Genomic DNA, 24,780 nt, shown 5'->3' with positions numbered 1-24,780 from the left:
TTCGTTAAATAAGATACTTTATTTAGTGGACTGCTTGTTCTATCTCTTTTTGTGTACCCTCTCGCCTAATTTCCAACCTTGTGTTGGCTAAATAAGGTCTTTTTCTGCTTGGGTTCCACATGAATACAGCTCTACTAAATAGGTAGAGCTGTTTTTTGTCCCAGTAGAAAGGAATCTTATGCTAAAACTATCCCACCTCACTATCCGACATACAAAAGATTTACGAGATCTGGTTCGAGATCTTTCTCTGACCATTCATGAAGGAGAAAAAGTTGCTATTATTGGCGAAGAAGGGAATGGAAAATCTTCCTTACTTCAGGTCCTCATGTCCCCAAAATCTCTACCAGATTATCTGACCATAGAAGGAGAAATCACCACTTCCTTTCACTCCTATGCCTATATTCCCCAGACTTTACCGGAAGCTTTGAAGGGAAAAACCTTGGAAGAATATTTTTTTGGAGAGGACGAGCTAGACTATGCCACCCTCTACAGACTGGCAGATCAATTGCATTTTAATAGCGACCGCTTTGCAAGCGATCAAGCTATCGGAAGTCTATCTGGAGGAGAAGCCCTCAAGGTCCAACTGCTTCACGAACTTTGTTGTCCTCATGAATTACTATTTTTAGATGAACCTTCAAATGATCTGGATTTGGAGACCTTGGATTGGCTCCAGCAGATGATCCAAACGAGTCCCCAAACAATAATATTTATTTCCCATCATGAGGATTTTTTGACTCAGACGGCGGATACGATCATCCACCTCAGACAGATCAAACACCGCAAGGAAGCTGAAACCATCGTAGAGCATCTAGGCTATCAAGACTACAGTAGCCAGAGGGAACAACAATTTAATCAACAGTCTCAGCAAGCGGCCAACGATCAACGAGCCTACCGAAAAACTATGGAGAAGCACCGTCGTGTCCGTCAGCAAGTCGAAACCTCCTTACGAAACACCAAAGATAGCACTGCTGGACGTCTCCTGGCAAAGAAAATGAAGTCCCTCCTCTCACAAGAAAAGCGCTACGAGCGAGAATTCCAATCCATGACTTCCCAACCCTATGATGAGGAAATCATCAATCTGCATTTCCCACCCCTCACTCCCTTGTCTCCTCAAAAACGTGTCCTTCTCTTAGATCAGGAAGAGCTCGCAATTGGTGATCGTGTCCTGGTCAAGAACCTCTCCCTTACTCTTCTAGGACAGGATAAAATAGGGATTATCGGTTCCAACGGTGTTGGGAAATCCACTTTCCTAAAAATGATCTGGAAAAGTCTACAGAAGAATGAGAGTATCCGCACTGCCTATATGCCTCAAGATTACACTGAACGTCTCCCTCTGACTCAGACACCCGTTCAATTTCTACAGCATTCAGGCGATCGTGAAGAAATCAACACCATTCAATTGCATTTAGCCTCCCTCAACTTTACCTATTCTGAAATGCACCATCCAATCTCTGAACTTTCTGGTGGCCAGCAAGGAAAACTCTTCCTCCTTCAATTAGTACTCACAAGTCCCCAGTTTCTGCTCTTGGACGAGCCTACTCGTAATTTTTCACCCACTTCCCAACCAGAAATTCGTCGCCTATTCGCAGACTACCCAGGCGGACTGGTTACAGTGTCCCACGATCGGACCTTCCTCAAAGAAGTCTGCAAAAAGATCTATCGTCTGACTGAAAATGGTTTGGTAGAAATAGAGGCTCTCTAACGTAAAAAAGATTGGCTAAAACCAATCTTTTTTCTAATTCTTCCCTGCCTCTTGTCCCATTTCTTGGGTCCGTTTGTAGGCTGCTTCCACACCTGCAATAATGTCGCCTCGTAAGCCGACTTGTTCTAAGCAGTTGACTCCTGCGATGGTAGAGCCACCTGGACTACAAACCGCATCCCTTAATCGGGCTGGGTGATGGCCTTGACCTTGCTCCGAGACAAGCTTCCATCTTGATTGGTTAGGGAAGAGGTCCCCACTTTAAACACAATTCGCTTATTCTTCATCCATTCATTCTCCAGAGTATTCGATTGTAACATTATACCATGAAAGCCTTAAAAAATACTAAGAGCGGACCAGGGGGAACCCCCATTTGCCCACAAAAAAACGAGTTGAACCACAAGAGGTAAACTCGTTTTTATGATTGAATGCTTATCCTTGACGGAGCTGCTCCAAGGTTTTTTGGAAAATCTCCGGAACCTCAACTGAAAACTCCATGACCTCTCCCGTCCGAGGATGGGTAAAGCCCAGTGTCTTAGCATGGAGGAATTGCCCATGGCCTTTCAAAGTCCTGCGAGGTCCATAGACTTCATCACCAGCGACCGGATGGCCAATATAGGCCATATGAACCCGGATCTGGTGGGTTCGCCCAGTCTCCAATTGCAGCTCGACCAAGCTATAATCCCCGAAACGTTCCAAGACATGGAAACGGGTCAGGGCTGGTTTCCCTTTGGCTGTCACAGCCTGCTTCTTGCGGTCCTTGTCACTCCGCCCAATCGGCGCCTCAATGACACCCCGATCGTTGGGTAGATTGCCATGAACAATGGCCCAATACTTACGCAGGGACTTCTTAGCCTTGAGCTCATCTGCTAAGGCTACATGGGCCGCATCGTTCTTGGCCACCATGAGGAGGCCAGAGGTGTCTTTGTCAATCCGATGGACGATCCCTGGACGAAGCTCCCCATTGATCCCTGACAAGTCTTTGATGTGATACATGAGGGCATTGACCAGAGTTCCACTGGTGTGACCAGCACTCGGATGGACCACCATGCCCTGGGATTTATTGACCACTGCGACATCCGCATCCTGATAGACAATCTCTAAGGGGATATCTTCTGCTTCATAGGTCACTTCTTCCACTTGAGGGACTTCATAGCTGATGACATCCCCTTCTTTTACGGTATACTTGGCCTTTTTGACTTGACCGTTGACGAGGATTTTTCCTTCCTTGATCTGCTCATTGGCCAAGCCACGTGAGAGTTCAGTCAACTCTGAGACAGCCTTATCCAGTCGCGCTCCAGCGACTTCTACTCTAACTTCCATGGCTCTCCTCTCTCAATAGATAAATCAGTAGCAGTCCTACACCGATGGTTAAATAGATGTCTGCTACATTGAAGATGGCAAAATTCATAAAGTCCAAGTGGAACATATCGACGACAAAGCCCTGACGGAGTCGGTCAATAAAGTTGCCAATTCCTCCTGAGATAATCAAGGTCAACCCCAACAAGAGCCAGAGGGAACCTTTGATGTGACGATAAAGGTAGACAAAGGCTGCCCCCATCGCTATGATGGTAATGATGGTAAAGAACCACTGTTGGTTTTCTAGCATGGAAAAGGCAGCACCTGAGTTCTTGAGATAGGTCAGGCTGACAACTTTGGGAATGAATGAACGCATGCCCCCCAGTGGGATTTCCTTGACCACATACCACTTAACAGCTTGGTCCAAGACAATCAAGAGGAGGATACTGATAAAAATACTTACTTTTCTCTTCATGTCCTACCTCTTCTCATCAAAGTAGACTTCCATAACTTGGACAAACTTCTCAGCCACTGGTGAGAGATCCACCTCTTCCCGTTTGACATAGACCATTTTATTATCCAAATCATCGATCAAGGGAATAACAGTAATGCCATTCACCGATTGGCTATCCAAAAAGCCAGAACCAGTCGCATAGGCGTTGGTCCGCTCTAGGATCCCATTCAGGGTCGCTCGGTCTGTCACATTGAAGAGCTGCGAGCTACCACTGGTATCGACGAAGTTCTCCGAATAGTAGAGATACTCATCCTTTTCCTGGGTAAAGCGAACGGTCGGCAAGTGAGCCAAATCCTCCATGACCAGAAATTCTTTCTGAGCCAATGGATGGTCCTTGCGCAAATAGATATGAGTCTGGAAAGGAATGAGGTCAATCACTTCTAAGCCCAATTTATCCACCCGTTGCATGATTCCTTTGGTATTTTGCTTGTTGAGGTAGATAATCCCTAATTCACTGTGCCCTTGAGCCACTTCATCCAAGATTTGAACCGTGGTCGACTCAAATATCCGGAAGTTTTTATTCTCAGGGTAAAGAACAGAGAATTGGGTAATCAAAGGAGGAAGGAAATCATAGTGCTGACTCGAGATCGAGAATTCCTTCTTTTCTTCCTCAGGATTGGCATACTGGTTTTGAAAAACATCAAAGCCCTTAACCAATTCTTGGGCTTTTTCATAAAATTCCATTCCACGACGGGTCAAGAAAGTCCCTGAACTAGTCCGACGGAAAATCTTAAAGCCCAGTTCCTTTTCCAAGTCTCTCACCGAGATTGACAGACTCGGCTGACTCACGTACATTTTTTCAGCTGCTTCACGAAAAGTACCACTATTGGCAATCGCGACAACATAGCGTAACTGTTGAATATTCATGTCTTCTTCCTTCTAACAATATCACTCCATTATACCATAATCTAGAGGATGAAAAAAGTTGAGAGGTTTCAATCGAAAGAGATCTACTAGGAGTTGAATTAATGCTCGTAAAAATGATAAGGAAACTGTTAAGCATTAAATAATTTCTAATCTATGAAGCTACTCAAGCAAATTTTCAAACTTTCCGGCGTGAGAAAAATGCTTGAAACAGTGGCGTTTCAAGCATTCGGGAGTTTTGAAACCTTAGGTTCAAAACTAAGTCATGGAACTTCGTAGAAGTTCGCTGACGTCCGTACTCACCTAAGGAAAGTTTTAAAACGTTTTTTTCTATGATCTATAAAGTATAAAAAGAAATATTAGAGATCAAATAATCAACTAATAATTGACACATATCATAAAAAAACTCTCTGATTGATCAGAGAGTTTTTGAATACAAATTATTTTGCGATTGGGTAAACAGAAACTTGTTTCTTATCGCGACCTTTGCGTTCGAAGCGTACTACGCCTTCAACTTTAGCGAACAAAGTATCGTCTCCACCACGTCCAACGTTCACACCTGGGTAGATGTGAGTACCGCGTTGACGGTAAAGGATAGATCCACCTGTTACAGTTTGTCCATCAGCTGCTTTAGCTCCAAGACGTTTTGCTTGTGAATCACGTCCGTTTGATGTAGAACCTCCACCTTTTTTGTGGGCGAAAAGTTGCAAGTTAGCAAGATTCAATTTCAACATAATTGTTTTCCTCCAGTTAGTTTTCTGTGATAACTCTTGTTTGGACGAACTCGGATGAGTTCTCCGATAAGTTTGCCATCCCTAAGAAAAATGATTCAAAGAATAGTTGGGTCATTTCTCTTTGGTGAGGTGGAATGTCTGTCGGGATTGTTACCCGCATGAAGCCACCCTCTTCTTCGTTTAATTCTAGTTCCGGTTCATAGCCTGCAAATTTCTCAACAGAGTTGACAAAGTTAATGGCAAGCGTAGAAACCGATGCACACACGACATCAAAGCCGTATTCGCCACTTCCAGCGTGCCCAGTGATTTCTGCACTCCTCAGCTCGCCATCTTCGGCTCGTTCAAAGACTGCTTGTATCATGTGTTCTCCTAAAAATTAAGCGTTGATTGCGTTGATGACAACTTTAGTGTAAGGTTGACGGTGACCTTGTTTACGGTGGCTACCTTTTTTAGGTTTGTACTTGTAAGTAACAACTTTCTTTTGTTTTCCTTGTTTTTCAACAGTTCCAACAACAGTAGCTCCTGAAACAAGTGGAGTTCCGACAACAGTGTTTTCACCACCAACAAGAACAACTTCGTTAAATGTAACTTCTTGACCAGCTTCAACGTTCAATTTTTCAACGTAGACTGCTTGACCAACTTCAACTTTAACTTGTTTTCCGCCAGTTTTAATGATTGCGTATGTGCTCATTATGCACCTCCTATGTATTTTTGGGTTTCCCCGTATTTTGTGAAGACTCGCCTAGCATCGTGGGACGAACCACTTAAGCTCAAAGGATGAGCGACGATGATCGAGCGGTTGCACAGGCATGTGCATAGTCAACTCTCTAAGTATATCACTTCTATCAGACAAAGACAAGCATTTTTGTCTCTTGAAAACGGATTTTCATCATTTAATGATAAAAATTGAGGAAAACAAGCGTTTTCCCCATTTTCATCGATTGGTCTCGCTGACTCTTCAAGCAATTTTACTAGATCTTACAACAAATCCTCAATCAGCTCATCGACTTCATCTGCTTCTGCTTGAGGCGTGATCTCTGTTACGATAATACCTGCGACAGCCCGCTCCACCAAGGCTTCCACGTCCATACGTTGCTCATACTGCTCTGCATTTTTGAGTTTTGGATTAGTCTTTGGACGATCCGGAGCAAAGATGGTACAGCAATCTTCGAAAGGCTGGATAGAGATTTCAAAGGTATCGATGGCCTGGGCGATGTCAATAATCTCCAACTTGTCCATGGTCACCACTGGACGGATGACGGGCGTATTGGTCACGGCATTGATAGCCTGCATGCTCTCTAGCGTTTGGCTGGCAACCTGACCAAGACTTTCCCCATTGATGATGACTAGGCCACCACGAATTTGACGGATGCGATCTGTGATCCGCATCATAAAGCGACGAGTCAAGGTCATGAGGTAGGCTTCTGGTGCCTTTGCCTTGATCTCTTCTTGAATCTCAGTAAATGGTACTTCGATAAACTGGATATTGCCCCCAAACTTGGTCAATTTTCGAGTTAAATCGTGGGCTTTTTTCAGCGCGCCAGGACTGGTATAAGGTGGGCTAGCAAAATGGACCGCTTCGATATCCACACCCCGCTTCAAGGCTAGGTAACCCGCTACCGGAGAGTCAATCCCACCAGATAGCATGAGCATGCCTTTACCAGATGTCCCAACTGGCAGACCACCTGCTCCCTTAATGGTTTCATAAGAAATATAGGCTGCTTCTTCCCGGATTTCGACTTGCAGGTTGATATCCGGTTTTTTCATTTGGGCCTTAATGGTTGGAATGGCTTCAAAGACAGCACCACCCAAGGTTTGGTTGAGTTCTCGGCTATCCAGTTCAAAAGAATGGTCACTCCGCTTGCTGGAAATCTTGAAGGTCATCCCTTCCTGGTAAATCTCCTGCATGATTTCTTGAACGGCTGAAACCAAGGCTGGGACTGATTTTTCAATCTTGTAGACTGGTGAAAAGTTTTGAATCCCGAAGACCTGTTTAAGAGATTCCGCCACTGGTTCGTAATCCGTTCCATTTAGATAAGCATGAGCACGGTCCCGATCGGCTGTCACTTTGACAGCTGGGTAAATGGACAAAACATCTGAGATATTATTGCGCAATTTATTGATGAAGCGCATCCGGTTCTTTCCTTTAGTAGAAAGCTCCCCGTAGCGGATCATAATTTCTGAATAAGTTAATGGCATAGTTACTTCCTTTTCTTTTCCTTAACGCACCTTTCGCGTCTTTTCATAGATCAGTTTGAACTTGGTCAAAAATTGCTCGACTTGACTCATATCATTTTCGAGATCTAGACTGAGACGGACAGCTGTTTGCGCCAGAGCCTTGTCTACTCCCATGGCGATCAAGGTTCCAGCTGGTTTGCCAGCCTTGGAAGAGCAGGCAGAGGTTGTCGATATATAAATCTCATACTCTTCAAAAGCATGGACGATGACTTCTCCTCGCACTCCCTTGATACCGAAGGTCAAGATATGAGGCGCAAAGCCCTCATCTCCAGAGAAGACCGTCACATCTGGATAGTGAGCCAATTCCTCACGAATGACTTCTTTTAACTGATGGCACTTGTGCTCAAAGTCCTCTTGACGCTCCATCGCCAAGCGCAAGGCCTTGGCAGTCGCAGCAATTCCAGCTAAGTTCTCCGTCGTCGAACGAAAGTCCTTTTCTTGTCCGCCGCCTGTTAAGAGGGGACTGATCTTTTTACCTTCTTTGAGGTAGAGAAAGCCAACCCCACGAAGTCCATGGAACTTGTGACTGGAGAAGGTCGCTAAATCCACCCGATCTGGTAAGTAGAGAGCAGTTGAAATCTTAGCAAGAGCCTGAACCCCATCGACGTGGAAGGTGATGGTCGGACGATCCGCCAATAGATCCGCAATGGCTTGAATAGGCTGGATAGAACCTACTTCGTTATTCACTGCCATGATCGAAACGAGGGTTGTATCCGGACGCAAGAGTTTTTCCAACTCTTCCACTTGGACGAAGCCACGCGCATCAACTGGCGCAATATCCACCTCAAATCCTTGACCTTGTAGCCAGAGGGCTGATTCCTTCACAGCCGGGTGCTCAATAGCTGAGACAATCATGTGCTTCCCGTAAGGAGCTTTTTCAAAAGCAACTCCCTTGATCGCCCAGTTGTCCCCTTCTGTCCCACCCGAGGTGAAAAAGATTTCTTCTGCTTTCTTGCCTAGGAGGGAAGCAATCTGCTTGCGAGATGCCTCCAAGATCCGAGTCGCTTGACTTCCCAAGTTGTGCAAGCTAGATGGATTTCCCCATATTTTGCTTGCGACTTCCGTGTAGGTAGCCAAGGCCTCTGGATAAGGTTTGGTTGTTGCTGAATTATCAAAGTAAATCATCTTCCACTCTCTCCTAGTCAATTTTCAATCATCTTATTGTAACATTTATAGGTTGGAGGGACAAGGATTTGGCAGGCTTCATTTTGTTCCTAGTTTCAGACAGAAAACTTGTAAATTTCTCAAAATAGCTTATGATGAAGATGGAGTGTTTTGTAAAACGCTTACAAAACCAAGTTCTGGCTTTTAAAACAGTTGTCCAACCACTGAACTGGTCTCGAAAGATGATAAAAGGAGACAAGCATGAAACGACCGATCTATTTTTCCATTGCCCTAGCTGGAAGTCTTGCTCTTGGAGGACTGCTCTCTGTCCTACCACCACTTCCATTTGCCCTCCCTTCTGCCCAACTAGCCTGTCACGGTAAAGGACAGTGTGACCTACAACAGCCCTTGGAGAAGCCACCTTACTTTAGGGAAGATGAAGGCAGTCTCCGCGAAATGAGCCTTATCCAACCAATCCCTGGTGAATCCGATAGCCACATCGAATTCAAATGCTTGGTCGAATACAATGGCTGGTTCCGTCGTATCATCCGTGTCAAAGATGTAAAAGTGATTTCAAAAACCAAGGAATTCAAGGGTAAGATTGACTACTCTATCCCGGATCCAAACAAGATAGAGATTCAGGCGAATGGCCAGTTTATCTCTCCTAATGACTCCTCTAGTTTTAGTAACCATGAAATCATCAGCCAGCCTAGTCAAACAAACCAACCAATTTCCGTCTCTGAAAAAGGACAGGCAAACTTTGAAACGTCCTCTGAGGCAAGCGAGACTCAAAGCGTCCAGTTTGGAAGCAATTTGAAATTTTAAAAACCTCTTTCATTTCTTCTTAGACATTTTCATAAAAATAACGTATAATGACTAAAGTGTTCACATAAAAGAACCAAATATGAAATGAAGAGGAAACAGATTATGTCACAATACTCACGAAAAGAAAAACACCAAGACAGCAACAAACCATCTAGAAGCGAAAAAGTGAAACAGAGCCTTTCTTTATTCCAGATGATTGTCGCAACGATTGCTAGTCTTCTCGGGATTATCGTTACTTCCTTTACCATTTACAGTATCATGAAACCAACGACTAAGACAGAGGAGAAAAAAGATAGCTCTACTAGCGTTGTTGTTGTCCATGAAAAGGATGGATCTGCTACTGATTCAAGTGCTACAGGGACGGATATCAGTGCTACCAGTAGCCAAGCATCCGATGCAAGCTCTGAACAAACTGATTCATCACAGGTAGAAACCAGTGCCAGTGAAGCTCCTGCAGAAACAACACCTTCTGCTACTGATACCGAATCATCTGCTAATTGAGAGTGGGACAGAAATCGGTCATTCGTTAGAATTCGATTTCGTCGTCCCACCTCCGCACGGTTGAGTAAGGCTATAAAAGCTGATGAAATCAGCGTAGTAGAGCCCACTCAACCACTGCGCCTTGCTCGACAATCCAAAGACAATTGAGAGGCTAGGACTTTTGTCCCAGCCTCGTTTCTATAATAGAAAAGCCTCAGTTAACCAGAAATCCTGATCAACAGAGGCTTATTTTTATTTGATGACTTCTTGTGTTTTTGCGTAGTTGGCTTCGACAGCTTCTTTTTCAGCCTTCCACCAGTCTTGGTTGTCTGTATACCACTTGATGGTTTCTTCCAAACCGGCTTCGAAGTTTGTGAATTGTGGTTCCCAACCCAATTCTTCACGCAATTTTGTTGAATCAATAGCATAGCGCAAATCGTGACCAGCACGGTCTGTCACACGGTCGTAAGCATCTTTTGGTTGACCCATTTTTTCAAGGATGAGCTCAAGTACTTCCTTGTTGTTCTTTTCACCGTCAGCACCGATCAAGTAAGTTTCACCGATACGGCCCTTGGTAAGAATAGCCCAAACACCTGTTGAGTGATCGTTGGTGTGGATCCAGTCACGGACGTTTTTCCCTTCACCATAAAGTTTTGGTTTGATTCCTGACAAGATATTGGTGATTTGACGTGGGATGAATTTCTCGATGTGTTGGTATGGCCCGTAGTTGTTTGAACAGTTGGAAATCGTTGCCTTGACACCAAAGGAACGTACCCAAGCCTTAACGATCAAGTCTGAAGCAGCCTTGGTTGATGAATAAGGGGATGATGGGTTGTATTTGGTTTCAGCAGTAAATTTTTCACCAGGACCTTCACCATGTCCAGGAAGATCTTCACGCAATGGAAGGTCCCCATACACTTCGTCTGTTGACACGTGGTGGAAACGAATATCGTACTTGCGAGCCGCTTCCAAAAGTGTGTATGTACCAATGAAGTTGGTGTGGATAAATGGTGATGGGTCATTCAATGAATTGTCATTGTGGCTTTCAGCTGCATAGTGAACAATGGCATCAGCCTTAGCAGCCAATTGGTCCACCAATGCTGCATCAGCAATATCCCCCACAACCAATTCAACACGATCCCCAAGGATTTCTTCGATGTTGGCACGGTTACCTGCGTAAGTGAGTTTGTCAAGGACAGTCACATGCACGTCTGGATGGTTGTTGTAGACATAGTGTACGAAGTTTGAACCGATGAAACCAGCGCCACCGGTTACAATGATGTTTTTGTATTCAGTCATTTTTTCTCCAAATAGTTTTTAGTTTTGATTGTTCCTTTCGCTAGTGAGGGACGCCAGCAACCCTTTGGTTTCATGGCTAAATCCGGAGCCGAAGTCTTCGGATTTCCCTACAAGATTCCCTACGGCAATCTTGTTTCCACTAGGGCAGGAACGATCCCACCAGGCTACTTGCAGTCGCGATACTGCTCTGCAAGGTTCATTTTTACAAATCTTCTGCTTTTAGGGGTTTGACGTCTTTGAGCAATGGGTGGTTCTTGTCTGCTTCTGAGACTTCTGCTTCTTCCAAGTTTTCCCATTGGATGTCTAGGCTTGGGTCTGCATAGTTGACAAAAGCATATTTTGGCTTGAGCTCCAATGCCCAGTAGTCATTGACCAAATAGCTGTAGGCTACTTTGTCAGACAAAACTTGGAAACCATTGGCTACGCCACGAGGAACAAAAATCCCTTTAGAGGCATCGATCACAGTTTGATAGGTGTTCCCAAATGTTTCACCTTCACGAAGGTCTACCCAAGTGCCAAGAACCTTTCCTTCATCTGCCACAGAAATGTACTTGTCCCAAGGTTCTGCATGCAGACCACGTAAAACATGCTTGCGTGAGAAAGAAACGTTGTTTTGCAACTTGCCTTCCGCAAAGAAGCTTTCAGGAAATCCAAGAGGAAGCATTTTTTCTTTTTGGAAGTTTTCCTTGAACCAGCCACGGTTGTCCCCATGGACTGGAATATCAAACTCCAACAAGCCTGGGATGGCTTCAATCTTGCGGGCTGCTAATTCTTTTCCGAAAAATTGTTCTGTCATTAAGCTTCTCCAATCAAACGGAGCAAGTATTGTCCGTATTCATTTTTCTTCAGCGGTTGCGCCAATTCATGAACTTGTTCTTTGGTGATATAACCCATGCGATAGGCGATTTCTTCAAGGTTGGCAACTTGGACGTTTTGCAAGCGTTGAACAGTCTCAATATATTGAGAAGCCTGCAAGAGACTTTCATGAGTTCCTGTATCCAACCAAGCAAAACCACGGCCCATGAGCTCAACAGAGAGATCTCCACGCTCCAAATAAGCCTTGTTGACATCTGTGATTTCAAGCTCGCCACGAGGACTTGGTTTGATGTTTTTAGCAATCTCTACGACATCATTGTCATAGAAGTAAAGTCCTGTCACCGCAAAGTTTGATTTTGGATGTTCTGGTTTTTCTTCGATAGAGATGGCATTCATATCATCATCAAACTCTACCACACCGAAGCGTTCTGGATCTTTAACTTGGTAACCAAAGACAGTTGCCCCTTTTTCTTTTGCTTCAGCCCTTTGCAACATCTTGGTTAAGCCATTTCCGTGGAAGATATTATCTCCAAGAACAAGGGCAACATGATCATCCCCGATAAAGTCTTCTCCAATGATAAAGGCTTGTGCCAAGCCATCTGGGCTTGGTTGCTCTGCATAAGAGAGGGAAATCCCAAGTTCAGAACCATCTCCAAGAAGCTCTTCAAAACGAGGAAGGTCTTGAGGAGTTGAGATAATCAAGATGTCTTTGATCCCTGCCAACATAAGGGTTGACAATGGGTAGTAAATCATTGGCTTGTCATAAATGGGCATCAACTGTTTGGAAGCGGCACGAGTCAAAGGATACAAACGAGTACCCGAACCACCGGCTAAAATAATACCTTTCATAATGTTAGGCCTTTCTACGTATTCATTACTCCTATTTTATCATGTTTATATAAAAAAGTCACCTTGCATTTGTGTTGCAAGGTGATGACAGGTTATCCCAAAGCGACGTCTAGGATCATCATAATGACAAAGCCAACCATGAGGCCGAGGGTCGCAACATCTGTATTGCCGTTGGTCTGCGAGTCTGGTATCAACTCTTCGACCACCACAAAGATCATAGCCCCTGCCGCAAAAGAAAGAGCATACGGCAAGATGGCCGTCATAGATAGGACCGCTACTGCCCCTAGCAGGGCTCCTACTGGTTCCACGATGGCGGACATGGAGCCCCAATAAAAGGCATTGAGACGGGATTTGCCATCCGTCCGGATCGGGATCGAAAGAGCAGCACCTTCAGGGATATTTTGTAAGCCAATCCCGATAGCCAAACCAACCGCCCCGATAAAGGCTTCTGGACTTGGATTGCTGGCGAGAGCCCCAAAGGCCACTCCGACCGCCAAGCCTTCTGGGAAATTGTGGATGGTAATAGCGAGAAAGAGTAGGGTTGTTTTAGACAACTTCTTTTCCCTCGGCGTATGGATGCTCTCAGCCTCCTCAATCTCCTTACTCATATGAAGGTGAGGGACGATGGCGTCGATCAAGCGGAGGAAAAAACCTCCAGCTAGAAAACCGATCGCAGCCGGAAACCAAGCCAAACTTCCATAGGAGTTTTCCGCATACTCAATAGACGGTTGCAAGAGGGACCAAAAAGAAGCCGCAATCATAACGCCCGCCGCGAAGCCCATCATGATGTCCAATAGTTTTCGACTAATATGCTTGAAGAAAAAGACGATGGCTGACCCTACGATGGTACAGCCCCATGTAAACAATCCTGCGAGAAAGGCCTGCAAGACCACGGATTGTGATTGAAACCAATTCATAACAACTCCCATTTTTTTGTTGATTCACTTGTTCTATTCTACTATTTTTATCCGAATGAAGGAAGGTCTTTCGAAAAAAAGAGAGTGGGACAGAAATCGGTCATTCGTTAGAATTCGATTTCGTCGTCCCACCTCCGCACAGTTGAGTAGGGCTGTAAAAGCTGATGAAATCAGCGTAGTAGAGCCCACTCAACCACTGCGTTTTGCTCGACAATGCAAAGAAAATTGAGAGGCTAGGACTTTTGTCCCAGCCTACTTCTTCACATATTGTTCAACTGGATAATCTGCTGGATCTAAGCGTAGGTTTCCTCCTGCCACTAGTTGGGCTAGATGCCAACCAATGAGGGGACCTGTTGTGAGGCCGGACGAACCTAGGCCACTGGCGACATAAATACCAGCTTGATTGGGAAGAGCCCCCCAAAATGGTGAAAAGTCACTGGTGTAGGCCCGTGTACCAACGCGCTCGCCGACAACTGTCGCTTGAGCTAGTTCTGGGTAGTAGGCCAAGGCTTCTGTTTCCATCTGATTGAGCAGAGCTTGATCCACCATCAGGTCAAAGCCCATCTCATTCTCATGAGTGGCTCCCATACTGATCTTGCCCTTTTGGAAGGGAATGATATCCAGCTCTCCTTCTGGCATGACCACAGGATAGTCATCAGTATCTCGGTCTAGCTGATAATCCCGCAACTGTCCTTTTTGGGGACGGACATCGACTTGGTAGCCAAGTGGTTCGAGCATTTGTCCCAGCCAGGCTCCTGTTGCTAGGATGACTTGGTCATAGTTTTCTCCTGCAATCTGATAGCCATGATCCGAGACTGAGAGAGCAACCTCTTCCTTAATCACTCTTGCCCCACTGGCTTTAAGGAGAGTTTCCGTGAGAAGCGCTCCTTCAACATGAGCTCCACCTGATGCATAAAGGAGCTGTTCAAAACCATTTAGACCTGGGAATTGCTGGGCCACCTCTTCTTTGGTTAAAATCGCCAAGTCTCCAATCAAGGGTGATTCTTCCCGGCGGCTCAGTGCCAACTGATAGAGTTCATCTAATTTCTCCTCTTTTTTCTTAAGGAGATAGACCCCGGTCTGCTGGTAAAAGTCTGTTTCAATTCCATCCTTGGCCAGGTCCTCTACCAACTCTTGGTAGAAGTCAGCTCCTAAGCGAGCGAGGCGATACCAGGCCTTGTTCCGTCGTTTAGAAAACCAAGGGCTAATGATACCGGCCGCAGCTTTAGTCGCTTGGCCCACACCATGGTCATAGACGGTTACATCCACTTGTGCTTCTTTGGATAAATAATAGGCTGCAGTGGATCCCACGATCCCTGCACCAATAATCGCAACTTTCATAATAACCTCTTAGATGTGGTAAAAAGGATTGGTGCTAGCTTGACTAACCAGCACTTCGATCCCCCAATCTTCTTCAGACTTCCACTGATTGAGTTTTTCTACTAGTTTCGAGACAAAGAGAACTTCGATATGGTGACCTGGATCCAAGGCTAGGAGCCCGTCACTTAGCATGTCCTGAGCCGTGTGGTAGTAGATATCTCCTGTGATATAGACCTCTGCTCCCTTAGCAAGAGCATCCTTGTAAAAGGACTGACCGCTTCCACCACAGATAGCGACGCGCTCAATGACCCGATCCAGATCCGCCTGGTCATAACCAACCAAGCGCAAAGCATCTAAGCCAAAGGTTTCTTTTACTTTTTCAGCCAACTGCCTAAAGGTTTGGGGGCGCACCTGACCGATACGGCCGATACCTAGACCTTCTCCTGTCAGGCTGAGGGGCTCTGTATTTTCAATTTCTAAAAGCTGGCAGAACCAATCGTTCAATCCATCTGGGACAATATCAATATTGGTATGGCTGACATAGACCGCAATATCGTGTTTGATCAAGTCAATATAGATCTGATTTTGAGCCCGATCGGCAACCAGATCCTTAATCGGACGGAAAATGGGCGCGTGCTTGACGATGATTAAGTCCACTCCATGGGCGATGGCTTCCGCCACCGTCTGCTCCCGGATATCCAAGGCTACCATGACCTTCTTGATGTCTTTTTGCAGGGTGCCGACCTGTAGCCCACGGACATCTCCCTCCATGGAAAGTTCTTGAGGACAGTAAGCTTCATAGCGTTTGATGACTTCACTTGCTTTCATTTAGGACCTCCTTGATTTGGGCGATACGGTCTTCTAACGATGCTCTGGCAGATTGATTCTCAACTGGGACCTGCTCCAAGGCAAAGGCTAATTTTTCCACTTCCTTGGACCACTTTTGGACAAAGGCTGGAGCTTGTTCCCGCATCAAATAGGGACCAAAACGCAGTTCCTTAGCTGACAACTCTTGAGAACCCTGTTCGACCACGAGGATCTCATAAAACTTCTCATTTTCTTCTAAGATAGCTTCATCAACTATGCGAAAATCATGGTCTACTAACCAAGTCCGCAATTCATCCTCCCGATTATTGGGTTGCAAGACCAAGCGGGAGACACCGGCTAATTTCTCAAGTCCAGCTGCTAAGATATCTGCAATCAAGCGCCCGCCCATTCCTGCAATAGTGATGCAGGAAATACTATCTGTTGGTTCAAATGCAGCCAAGCCATTAGCTAGGCGGACTTCAATCTTGTCCTCTAAACCATTATCGGCGACATTTTGCAGGGCAGACTGATAAGGTCCCTCAACCACTTCCCCTGCAATAGCAGCCTCAATCTTGCCTTCCTGTAAAAGAGCGATTGGGAGATAAGCGTGGTCACTTCCCACATCTAACAGACGCGCTCCTTCTGGGACGAAGCTAGCCACCAAGTCCAATCGATTTGATAATTTTGTAAATTCCATGTGCTACTTTCTAAACTTTTATTCCATCCTTAAGTATACCATGTTTGCACCATTAAAAAAAGGCGCAACGGCGCCTTAGCAAATTGCTTCTAAATTTTTCAAGCTAGATAGATAAGTTGAGAAATCTCTTATTTTTGGAGCCAATACAATTGAATTATCTATGCTTAGACTTTAGTCAATTTCCTTATATTCCACTTCCAAGCCACGTTGCACTGCTGGGCGATTAGCAATTTTTTCTGTCCAGGCTTGCAAATGCTTGTATTCCTTCACATCTAAGAATATTCCCGCTCGGTCCCAGACCTTGTCTTGGGCGAGACGGCCATACCAAGACCAGATGGCAATATCCGCAATGGTATAGTCATCTCCTGCGATATAAGGTTTGGTCTCCAATTCTTTATCCAGTAGGTCCAATTGGCGTTTGGCTTCCATGGCAAAGCGGTTGATGGCATACTCGATTTTTTCAGGAGCGTAGTGGAAGAAATGGCCAAAGCCCCCACCTAAAAATGGCGCAGCCCCTGTCTGCCAGAAGAGCCAATTAAGCACTTCGGTCCGTTTAGCAGGATCTGCTGGAATCAATTGACCAAATTTCTCTGCTAAATACAAGAGAATATTGGCTGATTCAAAGACCCGAATCGCTTCCTCTCCTGATTGATCCAACATAGCTGGAATTTTCGAGTTTGGATTGATAGCCACAAAGTCACTGCCGAATTGATCTCCCTCACCAATCTTGATCCGATAAGCGTCATAGCTTGCATCCACTCCCAGCTCTTTCAATTCCTCTAGCATAATGGTCACCTTGATTCCATTAGGGGTTGGAAGGGTATAGAGTTGGAAAGGCTGATCGCCTTTTGGAAGAGTCTGTTCAAAACGGGCACCTGCTGTTGGTTGGTTCAAGCTGCCCCAGGCTCCTCCCATTTGACTTGGTGCTTCCCATACTTCCGGTAATTGATAGTCTGACATCTCTGTTCTCCTTTTTCTAAGCTAGTACTAGCATATCAAATCCAGGCGTTACTTTCAAAAATCTGCTACGCTAGCTTTACTTGACTTTTCTTAGCAAAATGATAGTATAGAAAAAATACATTTTAAGGAGAAAAATATGTCCACAATTGACTTTCATAGTTTGGCAAAGACAGAACTCCACTGCCACTTAGACGGTTCCTTGTCTCTTCCGACTATTCGCCAATTGGCAGCCCTGGCCAATATTGACCTTCCTGCTAGCGATGAAGAGCTCAAACACCATGTCACTGCCCCTGCCCACTGTGAGAATCTCTTGGACTATTTGGAGGCCTTTGACTACATTCGCCCTCTCCTTCAAACCAAGGAAGCCCTGACCCTTGCTGCTTACGATGTCGCTAAGCAAGCGGCTCTGGAGAATGTCCTCTATATCGAGGTTCGTTTTGCCCCAGAATTGTCCATGGATCAAGGACTCACTGTCCCAGAAACTATCGATGCTGTCTGTGAAGGATTGCGCCAAGCCCAGGATGAATTTGGCATTACAGCCAAAGCCCTCGTTTGTGGCATGCGCCAGTCCGATCCAGAACTCACTTCTCGCATCCTGGTAGAAGCCAACCAAGTTAGGGATCAGGATTTTGTCGGCTTCGACTTCGCTGGGGATGAACATCACTACCCTCCACAAGCCATTGAGGCCCTCATCCAGCAGGTCAACAGTTACAACCGTCCCATGACCCTGCATGCAGGAGAATGCCACTGTCCAGCCAATGTCGCTCAATCCATGGCCTATGGCATCAAACGAAATGGCCATGTGACCTTATTAGCTTACGAACCAGAACTTCTAAAAGAGTTTGTGAAAAATGGGGTCACCGGTGAGCTCTGCTTGACCAGTAACCTTCAAACCAAGGCAGCGGCCACTGTGGCAGACTTCCCTTACCTCAAGATGAAAGAAGCTCAAGCCCATATCAGTATCAACACCGATAACCGGACCGTATCTGATACGGATTTAACCAAGGAATACGAGCTCTACCATCGCCACTTCCAAACGACGCCAGCTGACTTTTACCAGCACAATGTCGATGCCATCCAAGCTTCCTTTGCTAGCGACGAAGAAAAGCAAGAACTCTTGACCAAACTAGAAAAAGCTTACGCGGACTATTTATAAATGAAAAAACTAGCACTTTCTAAGTGCTAGTTTAAGATTAAAGGCAGGGACTTCTTAGAACTTTCCTTAGGTGAGTGCGGACATCAGCGAACTTCGTAGAAGTTCCAAGTCTTCTTTGTACGACTTTAACAGTCCTCAATCATTATTGCAGAATCTTTTAAATGATTAAATACAATAAATACTTCGTCAATATAAAAAGAGGCTGGGACAAAAGTCCTAGCCTCTCAATTATCTTTGGATTGTCGAGCAAGACGCAGTGGTTGAGTGGGCTCTACTACGCTGATTTCATCAGCTTTTACAGCCCTACTCAACTGTGCGGAGGTGGGACGACGAAATCGAATTCTAACGAATTACCGATTTCTGTCCCACTCTCTTTTAATCTTTCCATAAATCCATAGCCTGTAAGAAATCTTCTGAAACGGTGACATTTTCAGGCTGAAGGGCCTCCCGCTCTTGTTGCTTGATTTTTAATTGTGTCAAACTGGTAATGCCCTCCCGTCGCCAATTGCGCAGGATGGCCTGGATGTATTTCCAGTGAGGCTTGCCGTTAAAGACTGCTTCTCTCAAGGCAGCCTTCACAATATCAGGGTCTGTTTGGTCCTGTTTGACTGTCTGCGTCAAGTCTTCGATTTCAAAGGGAGTCAATAAACGGCCTAACTCCTGCTCAAAGGTTTTGACCAAATCAGCCAGTTCATTTTTTGCCTGCTTGTCTTGCCCACGCTGTGCTTCTTCCGTCTTACTTTGAAGCAAGTCATCCAGGCGTTCGAGCGCAACAGTCGCATCAAAAAGAACTTCAATCTCCCCATCTAGCTCAATGGTTCGATACTGGAGCAAACCTTGATTGGTCAGGCGAGACATGGACTGGTTGACTTCTGCGACCGACTTGCCAATCGCATCTGCAATTTGGTTCGGCGTGAGGCTGGATTGGTTGGTCGTATTCTGCAAATAAAAGAACTGCCAAACCAGAAAATCCTCTGCGTCTTTAAATAAGTGGTGATAATGGAAAAGTAAGGCACTTGGTAAGACCAAATTGCCTGACTTAAATGCTTGTGAATATGTCATACTACCCCTTTATAGGTAACCATAAAATGAAATATCTTTTTCTAACTCCTCCAAACGATAAGGAGTTTCTTGGTAAACTGCATAATTGATCCAATTACTAAAGAAGTTGGCTGCCGCTAAGTTCCACCGCATCCGAGGATCGCGACTGCTGTCATCCTGATCATAATAGTTCTTGGGAAGATCTGGATTCAAGCCCGCTTTCACATCCCGCTGGTATTCCTTGGCCAAGGTATCACGGTCATACTCCAGATGACCAAAACTATAGACCTCTCGAAGGTCTGGACTGGCCAGAATAGATAGCCCTACTTCACCGCCTTGAGCTAAGACTTGCAAGTTGCTCTTGTCTAGCACTTCTTTGAGGGGGACATCCGTATAACGTGAGTGAGGAGCCAAAAAAGCATCGTCAAAACCACGCATCAATCGGTTCTGTGGATTCATGACTGTTTGCTCATAGATCCCTGATAGCTTGTCACAGAGAGCCACTTTTTCAATCCCATAGCGGTAATAGAGACCAGCTTGCGCACCCCAACAAAGATGCAAGGTTGAAAAAACATGGCGCTTCGACCAAGCAAAGACCTTTGTTAACTCCTCCCAGTAATCCACTTCCTCAAAAGCCAATTTCTCTACTGGAGCTCCCGTAATGATCAGGCCATCATAATAATTCTCTTTAATATCCTCGAAGGATTTATAGAAGACTTCCATATGCTCTGCTGCTGTTGTCTTGGACTCATGGCTTGTCATATAGAGGAAATCCACATTGATCTGCAAGGGAGTATTGGCCAGGAGGCGTAACAGTTGAGTCTCAGTTGCTACCTTAGTCGGCATGAGATTCAAAATCAGAACATTCATCGGACGAATATCTTGGTGCGTTGCCCGAATATCATCCATGACAAAAATATTTTCTGAGCGAAGAATATCAACTGCTGGTAATTTCTTATCTAAGGTAATTGGCATAAAAAGCTCCCATCTTACAAGTTGTTACCTCTTATTATAAGACAGGAGCATATAGTTTTCAATTATGGTTTTTCTCTATCTAGATATAGCTCTAAACTATATTAGTAATGCATCAAGACTTTGTAATCGTAGTCTCCGATTGCTTCGCGACCTTTGAGATCATCGAGCTCGATCAAGAAGGCACAACCTGCAACCACTCCACCGAGTTTTTCAATCATTTCGATGGTTGCTTTAACGGTACCACCTGTTGCCAAGAGGTCATCGACGATGAGGACGCGTTGGCCTGGTTTGATAGCATCGGCGTGCATGGTCAAGGTATCCACACCATATTCTTTTTCGTAGTCCGCTGAGATGACTTCACGTGGCAACTTACCAGGTTTCCGAACAGGTGCAAAACCAATTCCCAATTCAAAAGCGACTGGACATCCTACGATGAAGCCACGCGCTTCAGGTCCGACGATCATATCGATCTTCTTATCCGTCGCGTATTGAACGATTTCACGAATCGCATAACTATAAGCATTGCCATCTGCCATCAAAGGGCTGATATCACGGAAGGTAATCCCTTCTTGTGGATAGTTTTCAATGCTTGCAATGTAATCTTTTAAGTTCATTTTTAACTTCTTTCAAAATTTTATGTTTACATTTCATTATACCATGAATATTCACGGGATGCACTAGAAAGTCTTAAAAAAGCAGACTTTAGTATGATTCATGAGCAATCGTTACTTTTCATCAGAAAGCAAATAATCATAGATTTCTTGCACAGACCCTAGGGCCATGAGTTCCTGGTCTTTGACCGTCTGCACCAAGTCCTGATAGATGGAACTAGAGGCAATTTCCTTCTTCTCCGCATCCTTGTTAACCGTCATGATGCCATTTTTAATCTGGACAAAGCCCAATTCTTGGAAAATCTGGATCATCTTGATCAACAAAACCTGTGGAATCTTGAGGTAGTCAGATAGTTGGCTGAGCTTATGGCGGACATCAAACTCTGGGAATTGATAAAGCGTTTTGTAGAGTTTAGCATACTGATCACGGCTACCGTAGCCGGTCAAATAATAGGCCTTGTCTAAGTGATTTTTAAAATAAACCGCTTGGAAGTTCTGTTCTTGGAAGAGGGCTTTCAAGTCAGCCAGGTCATCCGGTATGCGATCAATGACAATGGCTGGGGAATCAACCGCTCCTTCTAACTGACTAAAGAGTGGGATAGCTTGTGGGAGAGGAGCATTCTTTCCTCGGATATTGTAGAGCTGTACTCCTTCTACACGGGCATCCACCACCATCAGTTGCAGGGTTGTCTGTCCATTCCACTGATTGATGGACAAGGATACCACCAGCTCCAAGTTTTTCGCTTGGGAGTACTCCAATTCCAAATGGCCCTGACCAAAAGCCACCACATCAAAGCGGGCATTGCCTTTTTGAATCTTCAACTTCAGATGGCTATTACCAGCCCCCATGGTCCGACTAGACTCCACTTGGAAATCACGAATGTAAAAGACCGGCTTCTTATGGTCCATCCCAAAAGGTGCTAGACGATCAAAACTCTTCAAGGTATCCAAGGTCAGCTCTTCTAGGTCCAATTCCTCATCCACAAAGAGGGTAGATTTGGCCGTCAGGTCAATCCCTTTTTCACGAATATAATCGGAAAAAATATCAGTCAGATGAGGGAGTTTGTCCACTTCCAAAGTCATACCAGCTGCACCCGCATGACCTCCAAAGGCGATAAAGAGATCCCGATGGGGATCTAGGGCTTCAAAAATATGGACACTTTCGGGACTTCGCGCGCTTCCCTTGGCCTTGCCTTGGTCTATGGTGAGGACGATGATGGGCTGATGGAGCTCTTCTAGTAGACGCCCGGCCACGATTCCTAAGACACCAGGATTCCAGCCTTCTTTTGCCAAGATTTGAACAGGAAGACTTGGGTCGACCATGGCTTTGGCTTCATCATAGATGGCTTGGACGATCTCCTTGCGCTCTTCATTCTTGGCTTGAATCATCATCGCAATTTCTAGCGCTTCTTCGTCGTCAAAACCTGTCAAGAGTTCGACCGCTGGATTTGGGTCAGCCAAGCGACCCAGGGCATTGAGACGAGGAGCAATCTGAAAACCAACTGTTTCTTCATTTACATCTTGAGGGGCGATGGAGGCCAGCTTGAGCATTTCCTGGAGGCCGATCCGTTGGGTTTGCCGAAGGACAGCTAGGCCGTACTTGACCAGGATACGGTTTTCGTCTATCAGACTGACCATATCCGCAATAGTCCCAATCGCTACCAGATCAAGGAAATCTAGGGGCACCTCTTCTAGGAGGGCACAGGCCAATTTAAAAGCAACCCCACAGCCCGCTAGGTGCTTGAAAGGATAATCAGCATCTGGATGCTCGGGGTGAATGACAGCATAGGCATCGGGCAAGACTTCGGGCATGGCATGGTGGTCGGTCACAATGACATCTACCCCCATGCTTTGGGCCAAGTCAATGGCTTCGTGTCCAGCTACTCCATTGTCCACCGTGATGATGAGGGAAATCCCCTGCTGTTCGATAAAGTACTTGTAGACACTGGCATTGGGACCGTAGCCATCCGTAAAGCGGTTGGGGAGATAGACGGCTACTTCCGCCCCCATCTGCTCCAGGGTTTCCTTCATAATAGAAGCGGCTGTCATCCCGTCCGCATCATAGTCCCCATAAACTAGGATTTGTTCATAGTCTTCAATGGCTTGGCGAATGCGATCCACTGCCTTGTCCATATCGTGAAGCAGGTAGGGATCATGCAGATCTTCTAGCCGCGGTTCAAGAAAACGATCCAGCGCCTCTTCCGTCTGGATCCCTCGTTCTCCCAGTAACTTGGCTGCAGATGCTTCTAATCCTCTCTTCTTTGCTTGCGCCAAAAAAGTATCATCTGAAAAGGGCGCAGCAAACTGCCATTCATATTTTGACGTGATCATCTGTTTTTCTTTTCTCCCTGTCATCTAGTCTTCTTATTATAACATGAATTATTTTTTCAAATGCGAAAAAATGATTTTACAGAAGAAATGAAGAAAGGATTCCCTATCTGGAAATCCTCTCCGTCAATTACTATAAATCATCCCTGTACAGGCTTGCTCAGAAAGTTCGACAAAGCCCAGGGATTGGTAAAAGGCTAGATTTTTCTCGCTCCGTTCAGTGACAAGAAGCCGTTGATAGACATGGGGGAACCTTGCTAAAGCCTCTTCTAAGAGTTTCTTTCCGATGCCTTGGCGCTGGTGATCTGGTCGCACCAAGAGGTCTTGCACCAACAGGACAGAGTGCCCATCACCTACCAAGCGAATGTAGGCGACGAGCTCTTTCTCATCATAGACTGCTAACTGCCAGAGACTGGCTTTGACAGCTTCTTCTAGCATGGGTGGATTGTTGGTATAATTGGTCCAGCCGACTGAGCTGTAGAGTGCGACTAGGTCTGTCATCGCTGGAATCTCTTGTTTATACTCTAACATCTTAACTCCTTTTTAACCGAAAGTGCTGGAAGAAAGTGATATCCTTGTAAGGGGACTCTTGGCAGACTGCTAGCTCCATCTGAAGCATAGACTCTCCCCAGCCTTCTTGGCCTTTGTAGCGGTTGTCCTGCAAGGCATAGAAAACTCGAATTCCTTGGTAGTCCTGGACTTCAAGAGCTAGGTCTTCGACTGTTCTATCTAGATCATAGGCCTGGGCCAAGCCCATGGAGTGGGTTTCCAGATCTTGGCCTGCTAGCAAATCGAGGGCCTTCTGAGTATCATTTTCAAAGACCACCGTCTGCAGGACGCGGCCAACCTCATTGTGCTTGACGATAGAGAGCAGGCCTCCTGGTTTCAAGAGACGGGTAAATTCTTCAAGAACCAGCTTGCGATCCTCTACATACTCCAAGACATTGTGGCAAAGGATGACATCAAAGCTGGCATCTTCAAGGATTGCCAACTGGTCCAGACTTCCGACGAGTTGTTGATAGGGATAATCCTGGACCCGCAAGGCTACCATTTCCTCATTGGGTTCCACAGCAAGGACTTCATTGTCTTGCGCCAAGTGGTTGGCTACAAGGCCGAAGCCACTGCCGAAGTCAAGCACCCGCTTTCCTTTGATGTCTTTTAATTGCTCAAAAAGGATATCATAATAGATCTGTCCCCAGGGTTGCTTGAGGTTTTCTAAATAGGCTTGAATATTAGCTGCCATCTAT

Annotated in this window: 26 protein-coding genes, 1 pseudogene and 1 other annotated feature; of the genes and pseudogenes, 4 read left to right on the top strand and 23 right to left on the bottom strand. The window is 45.4% G+C overall.

The annotated features are described in order from the left end of the window. The first annotated feature begins 178 nt into the window (after positions 1-178). Positions 179-1,702, top strand: a complete 1,524-nt coding sequence (locus N596_RS01750) for an ATP-binding cassette domain-containing protein (protein WP_023026728.1) — start codon at positions 179-181, stop codon at positions 1,700-1,702. Between the two features lie 33 nt (positions 1,703-1,735). Here the strand turns inward: N596_RS01750 and N596_RS09565 are convergent. The 9 genes and pseudogenes from N596_RS09565 to N596_RS01710 all read right to left on the bottom strand — a co-directional run. Further along, a pseudogene (locus tag N596_RS09565) lies at positions 1,736-1,903 on the bottom strand (pyrroline-5-carboxylate reductase dimerization domain-containing protein); the annotation flags it as partial. Between the two features lie 228 nt (positions 1,904-2,131). Beyond that, positions 2,132-3,022 (bottom strand): RluA family pseudouridine synthase, encoded by an 891-nt coding sequence (locus N596_RS01745; RefSeq protein WP_023026726.1) that lies wholly within the window; start codon positions 3,020-3,022, stop codon positions 2,132-2,134. Beyond that, a complete protein-coding gene (lspA, locus tag N596_RS01740) occupies positions 3,012-3,473 on the bottom strand; it encodes a signal peptidase II (protein WP_023026725.1) in 462 nt (153 codons plus the stop codon). The genes N596_RS01745 and lspA overlap by 11 nt, the downstream gene beginning before the upstream one ends. Before the next feature lie 3 nt (positions 3,474-3,476). Further along, positions 3,477-4,379, bottom strand: a complete 903-nt coding sequence (locus N596_RS01735) for a LysR family transcriptional regulator (RefSeq protein WP_023026724.1) — start codon at positions 4,377-4,379, stop codon at positions 3,477-3,479. A gap of 437 nt (positions 4,380-4,816) precedes the next feature. Next, the gene (rpmA, locus tag N596_RS01730) at positions 4,817-5,110 is read right to left on the bottom strand and encodes a 50S ribosomal protein L27 (protein WP_003002805.1); all 294 of its coding nucleotides are present in this window, start codon (positions 5,108-5,110) and stop codon (positions 4,817-4,819) included. Between the two features lie 16 nt (positions 5,111-5,126). Further along, the gene (locus tag N596_RS01725) at positions 5,127-5,471 is read right to left on the bottom strand and encodes a ribosomal-processing cysteine protease Prp (RefSeq protein ID WP_023026722.1); all 345 of its coding nucleotides are present in this window, start codon (positions 5,469-5,471) and stop codon (positions 5,127-5,129) included. A 15-nt stretch (positions 5,472-5,486) separates the two neighbouring features. After that, a complete protein-coding gene (gene rplU / locus N596_RS01720) occupies positions 5,487-5,801 on the bottom strand; it encodes a 50S ribosomal protein L21 (protein WP_003007734.1) in 315 nt (104 codons plus the stop codon). A 33-nt stretch (positions 5,802-5,834) separates the two neighbouring features. Next, positions 5,835-5,921: a sequence feature (ribosomal protein L21 leader region), on the bottom strand. A gap of 167 nt (positions 5,922-6,088) precedes the next feature. Next, on the bottom strand, positions 6,089-7,309 hold the full coding sequence (thiI, locus tag N596_RS01715; RefSeq protein WP_023026721.1) for a tRNA uracil 4-sulfurtransferase ThiI: 1,221 nt from the start codon (positions 7,307-7,309) through the stop codon (positions 6,089-6,091). A 21-nt stretch (positions 7,310-7,330) separates the two neighbouring features. Then, complete coding sequence (locus N596_RS01710; protein ID WP_023026720.1) at positions 7,331-8,473, bottom strand: cysteine desulfurase family protein; 1,143 nt, start codon at positions 8,471-8,473, stop codon at positions 7,331-7,333. A gap of 240 nt (positions 8,474-8,713) precedes the next feature. On the opposite strand from N596_RS01710, the gene N596_RS01705 reads away from it, so the two are divergent. Together N596_RS01705 and N596_RS01700 are read left to right on the top strand one after the other, a co-directional pair. Further along, positions 8,714-9,277, top strand: coding sequence for a hypothetical protein (locus N596_RS01705; RefSeq protein ID WP_023026719.1), 564 nt, complete (start codon positions 8,714-8,716; stop codon positions 9,275-9,277). Positions 9,278-9,379: 102 nt separating this feature from the next. Then, positions 9,380-9,778 (top strand): DUF6556 family protein, encoded by a 399-nt coding sequence (locus N596_RS01700; RefSeq protein ID WP_042361050.1) that lies wholly within the window; start codon positions 9,380-9,382, stop codon positions 9,776-9,778. Positions 9,779-10,009: 231 nt separating this feature from the next. Here the strand turns inward: N596_RS01700 and rfbB are convergent, their stop codons facing one another. The 8 genes from rfbB to yghU form a co-directional block, all read right to left on the bottom strand. Beyond that, positions 10,010-11,056 (bottom strand): dTDP-glucose 4,6-dehydratase, encoded by a 1,047-nt coding sequence (gene rfbB, locus N596_RS01695; protein ID WP_023026717.1) that lies wholly within the window; start codon positions 11,054-11,056, stop codon positions 10,010-10,012. A 202-nt stretch (positions 11,057-11,258) separates the two neighbouring features. Further along, the gene (locus tag N596_RS01690) at positions 11,259-11,852 is read right to left on the bottom strand and encodes a dTDP-4-dehydrorhamnose 3,5-epimerase family protein (RefSeq protein WP_006596503.1); all 594 of its coding nucleotides are present in this window, start codon (positions 11,850-11,852) and stop codon (positions 11,259-11,261) included. Further along, the gene (gene rfbA / locus N596_RS01685; protein ID WP_023026716.1) at positions 11,852-12,721 is read right to left on the bottom strand and encodes a glucose-1-phosphate thymidylyltransferase RfbA; all 870 of its coding nucleotides are present in this window, start codon (positions 12,719-12,721) and stop codon (positions 11,852-11,854) included. Before rfbA ends, N596_RS01690 begins: the two co-directional genes overlap by 1 nt. A gap of 92 nt (positions 12,722-12,813) precedes the next feature. Next, positions 12,814-13,638: a ZIP family metal transporter gene (locus N596_RS01680; protein WP_042361047.1), complete on the bottom strand. Its 825-nt coding sequence runs from the start codon at positions 13,636-13,638 to the stop codon at positions 12,814-12,816. A 252-nt stretch (positions 13,639-13,890) separates the two neighbouring features. Further along, on the bottom strand, positions 13,891-14,979 hold the full coding sequence (locus N596_RS01675) for an NAD(P)/FAD-dependent oxidoreductase (protein ID WP_023026714.1): 1,089 nt from the start codon (positions 14,977-14,979) through the stop codon (positions 13,891-13,893). Between the two features lie 9 nt (positions 14,980-14,988). Continuing rightward, entirely contained in the window at positions 14,989-15,786 is a 798-nt protein-coding gene (locus tag N596_RS01670) for a Nif3-like dinuclear metal center hexameric protein (protein ID WP_023026713.1), read from the bottom strand. Then, positions 15,773-16,462, bottom strand: a complete 690-nt coding sequence (locus N596_RS01665) for a tRNA (adenine(22)-N(1))-methyltransferase (RefSeq protein WP_023026712.1) — start codon at positions 16,460-16,462, stop codon at positions 15,773-15,775. Before N596_RS01665 ends, N596_RS01670 begins: the two co-directional genes overlap by 14 nt. A 171-nt stretch (positions 16,463-16,633) precedes the next feature. Then, the gene (gene yghU, locus N596_RS01660; protein ID WP_023026711.1) at positions 16,634-17,422 is read right to left on the bottom strand and encodes a glutathione-dependent disulfide-bond oxidoreductase; all 789 of its coding nucleotides are present in this window, start codon (positions 17,420-17,422) and stop codon (positions 16,634-16,636) included. A gap of 136 nt (positions 17,423-17,558) precedes the next feature. Here yghU and add point away from each other — a divergent pair, with 136 nt between their 5' ends. Next, positions 17,559-18,578 (top strand): adenosine deaminase, encoded by a 1,020-nt coding sequence (gene add, locus N596_RS01655; RefSeq protein WP_023026710.1) that lies wholly within the window; start codon positions 17,559-17,561, stop codon positions 18,576-18,578. Between the two features lie 375 nt (positions 18,579-18,953). Here add and N596_RS01650 read toward each other — a convergent pair whose 3' ends face one another. From N596_RS01650 to N596_RS01625, 6 genes are all read right to left on the bottom strand, one after another. Then, a complete protein-coding gene (locus N596_RS01650; protein WP_023026709.1) occupies positions 18,954-19,640 on the bottom strand; it encodes a DnaD domain-containing protein in 687 nt (228 codons plus the stop codon). A 9-nt stretch (positions 19,641-19,649) separates the two neighbouring features. Then, the gene (gene metA, locus N596_RS01645; protein WP_006596512.1) at positions 19,650-20,594 is read right to left on the bottom strand and encodes a homoserine O-acetyltransferase MetA; all 945 of its coding nucleotides are present in this window, start codon (positions 20,592-20,594) and stop codon (positions 19,650-19,652) included. A 101-nt stretch (positions 20,595-20,695) separates the two neighbouring features. Then, a complete protein-coding gene (locus N596_RS01640; protein WP_003002788.1) occupies positions 20,696-21,208 on the bottom strand; it encodes an adenine phosphoribosyltransferase in 513 nt (170 codons plus the stop codon). A 111-nt stretch (positions 21,209-21,319) separates the two neighbouring features. Next, positions 21,320-23,536 (bottom strand): single-stranded-DNA-specific exonuclease RecJ, encoded by a 2,217-nt coding sequence (gene recJ / locus N596_RS01635; protein WP_156023433.1) that lies wholly within the window; start codon positions 23,534-23,536, stop codon positions 21,320-21,322. 123 nt (positions 23,537-23,659) lie between these two features. Next, complete coding sequence (locus N596_RS01630; RefSeq protein ID WP_023026707.1) at positions 23,660-24,064, bottom strand: GNAT family N-acetyltransferase; 405 nt, start codon at positions 24,062-24,064, stop codon at positions 23,660-23,662. Position 24,065: 1 nt separating this feature from the next. Beyond that, positions 24,066-24,776 carry a class I SAM-dependent methyltransferase gene (locus N596_RS01625; protein ID WP_023026706.1) on the bottom strand — a complete coding sequence of 237 codons (711 nt, stop codon included), beginning with the start codon at positions 24,774-24,776 and terminating at the stop codon, positions 24,066-24,068. Positions 24,777-24,780: the final 4 nt, after the last annotated feature.

Source organism: Streptococcus ilei (genome assembly GCF_000479335.1).
Taxonomy (GTDB): Bacteria; Bacillota; Bacilli; order Lactobacillales; family Streptococcaceae; genus Streptococcus; species Streptococcus ilei.
The sequence above is the reverse complement of the archived record's forward strand: the minus strand, read 5'-3'. Positions and strand labels throughout refer to the sequence as shown.

What these genes read in the sequence shown, in the direction of transcription:
- N596_RS01750 (WP_023026728.1), top strand. Translation starts at nt 179, where the DNA reads ATGCTAAAACTATCCCACCTCACTATCCGACATACAAAAGATTTACGA.
- N596_RS01745 (WP_023026726.1), bottom strand. Translation starts at nt 3,022, where the DNA reads ATGGAAGTTAGAGTAGAAGTCGCTGGAGCGCGACTGGATAAGGCTGTC.
- lspA (WP_023026725.1), bottom strand. Translation starts at nt 3,473, where the DNA reads ATGAAGAGAAAAGTAAGTATTTTTATCAGTATCCTCCTCTTGATTGTC.
- N596_RS01735 (WP_023026724.1), bottom strand. Translation starts at nt 4,379, where the DNA reads ATGAATATTCAACAGTTACGCTATGTTGTCGCGATTGCCAATAGTGGT.
- rpmA (WP_003002805.1), bottom strand. Translation starts at nt 5,110, where the DNA reads ATGTTGAAATTGAATCTTGCTAACTTGCAACTTTTCGCCCACAAAAAA.
- N596_RS01725 (WP_023026722.1), bottom strand. Translation starts at nt 5,471, where the DNA reads ATGATACAAGCAGTCTTTGAACGAGCCGAAGATGGCGAGCTGAGGAGT.
- rplU (WP_003007734.1), bottom strand. Translation starts at nt 5,801, where the DNA reads ATGAGCACATACGCAATCATTAAAACTGGCGGAAAACAAGTTAAAGTT.
- thiI (WP_023026721.1), bottom strand. Translation starts at nt 7,309, where the DNA reads ATGCCATTAACTTATTCAGAAATTATGATCCGCTACGGGGAGCTTTCT.
- N596_RS01710 (WP_023026720.1), bottom strand. Translation starts at nt 8,473, where the DNA reads ATGATTTACTTTGATAATTCAGCAACAACCAAACCTTATCCAGAGGCC.
- N596_RS01705 (WP_023026719.1), top strand. Translation starts at nt 8,714, where the DNA reads ATGAAACGACCGATCTATTTTTCCATTGCCCTAGCTGGAAGTCTTGCT.
- N596_RS01700 (WP_042361050.1), top strand. Translation starts at nt 9,380, where the DNA reads ATGTCACAATACTCACGAAAAGAAAAACACCAAGACAGCAACAAACCA.
- rfbB (WP_023026717.1), bottom strand. Translation starts at nt 11,056, where the DNA reads ATGACTGAATACAAAAACATCATTGTAACCGGTGGCGCTGGTTTCATC.
- N596_RS01690 (WP_006596503.1), bottom strand. Translation starts at nt 11,852, where the DNA reads ATGACAGAACAATTTTTCGGAAAAGAATTAGCAGCCCGCAAGATTGAA.
- rfbA (WP_023026716.1), bottom strand. Translation starts at nt 12,721, where the DNA reads ATGAAAGGTATTATTTTAGCCGGTGGTTCGGGTACTCGTTTGTATCCT.
- N596_RS01680 (WP_042361047.1), bottom strand. Translation starts at nt 13,638, where the DNA reads ATGAATTGGTTTCAATCACAATCCGTGGTCTTGCAGGCCTTTCTCGCA.
- N596_RS01675 (WP_023026714.1), bottom strand. Translation starts at nt 14,979, where the DNA reads ATGAAAGTTGCGATTATTGGTGCAGGGATCGTGGGATCCACTGCAGCC.
- N596_RS01670 (WP_023026713.1), bottom strand. Translation starts at nt 15,786, where the DNA reads ATGAAAGCAAGTGAAGTCATCAAACGCTATGAAGCTTACTGTCCTCAA.
- N596_RS01665 (WP_023026712.1), bottom strand. Translation starts at nt 16,462, where the DNA reads ATGGAATTTACAAAATTATCAAATCGATTGGACTTGGTGGCTAGCTTC.
- yghU (WP_023026711.1), bottom strand. Translation starts at nt 17,422, where the DNA reads ATGTCAGACTATCAATTACCGGAAGTATGGGAAGCACCAAGTCAAATG.
- add (WP_023026710.1), top strand. Translation starts at nt 17,559, where the DNA reads ATGTCCACAATTGACTTTCATAGTTTGGCAAAGACAGAACTCCACTGC.
- N596_RS01650 (WP_023026709.1), bottom strand. Translation starts at nt 19,640, where the DNA reads ATGACATATTCACAAGCATTTAAGTCAGGCAATTTGGTCTTACCAAGT.
- metA (WP_006596512.1), bottom strand. Translation starts at nt 20,594, where the DNA reads ATGCCAATTACCTTAGATAAGAAATTACCAGCAGTTGATATTCTTCGC.
- N596_RS01640 (WP_003002788.1), bottom strand. Translation starts at nt 21,208, where the DNA reads ATGAACTTAAAAGATTACATTGCAAGCATTGAAAACTATCCACAAGAA.
- recJ (WP_156023433.1), bottom strand. Translation starts at nt 23,536, where the DNA reads ATGATCACGTCAAAATATGAATGGCAGTTTGCTGCGCCCTTTTCAGAT.
- N596_RS01630 (WP_023026707.1), bottom strand. Translation starts at nt 24,064, where the DNA reads ATGTTAGAGTATAAACAAGAGATTCCAGCGATGACAGACCTAGTCGCA.
- N596_RS01625 (WP_023026706.1), bottom strand. Translation starts at nt 24,776, where the DNA reads ATGGCAGCTAATATTCAAGCCTATTTAGAAAACCTCAAGCAACCCTGG.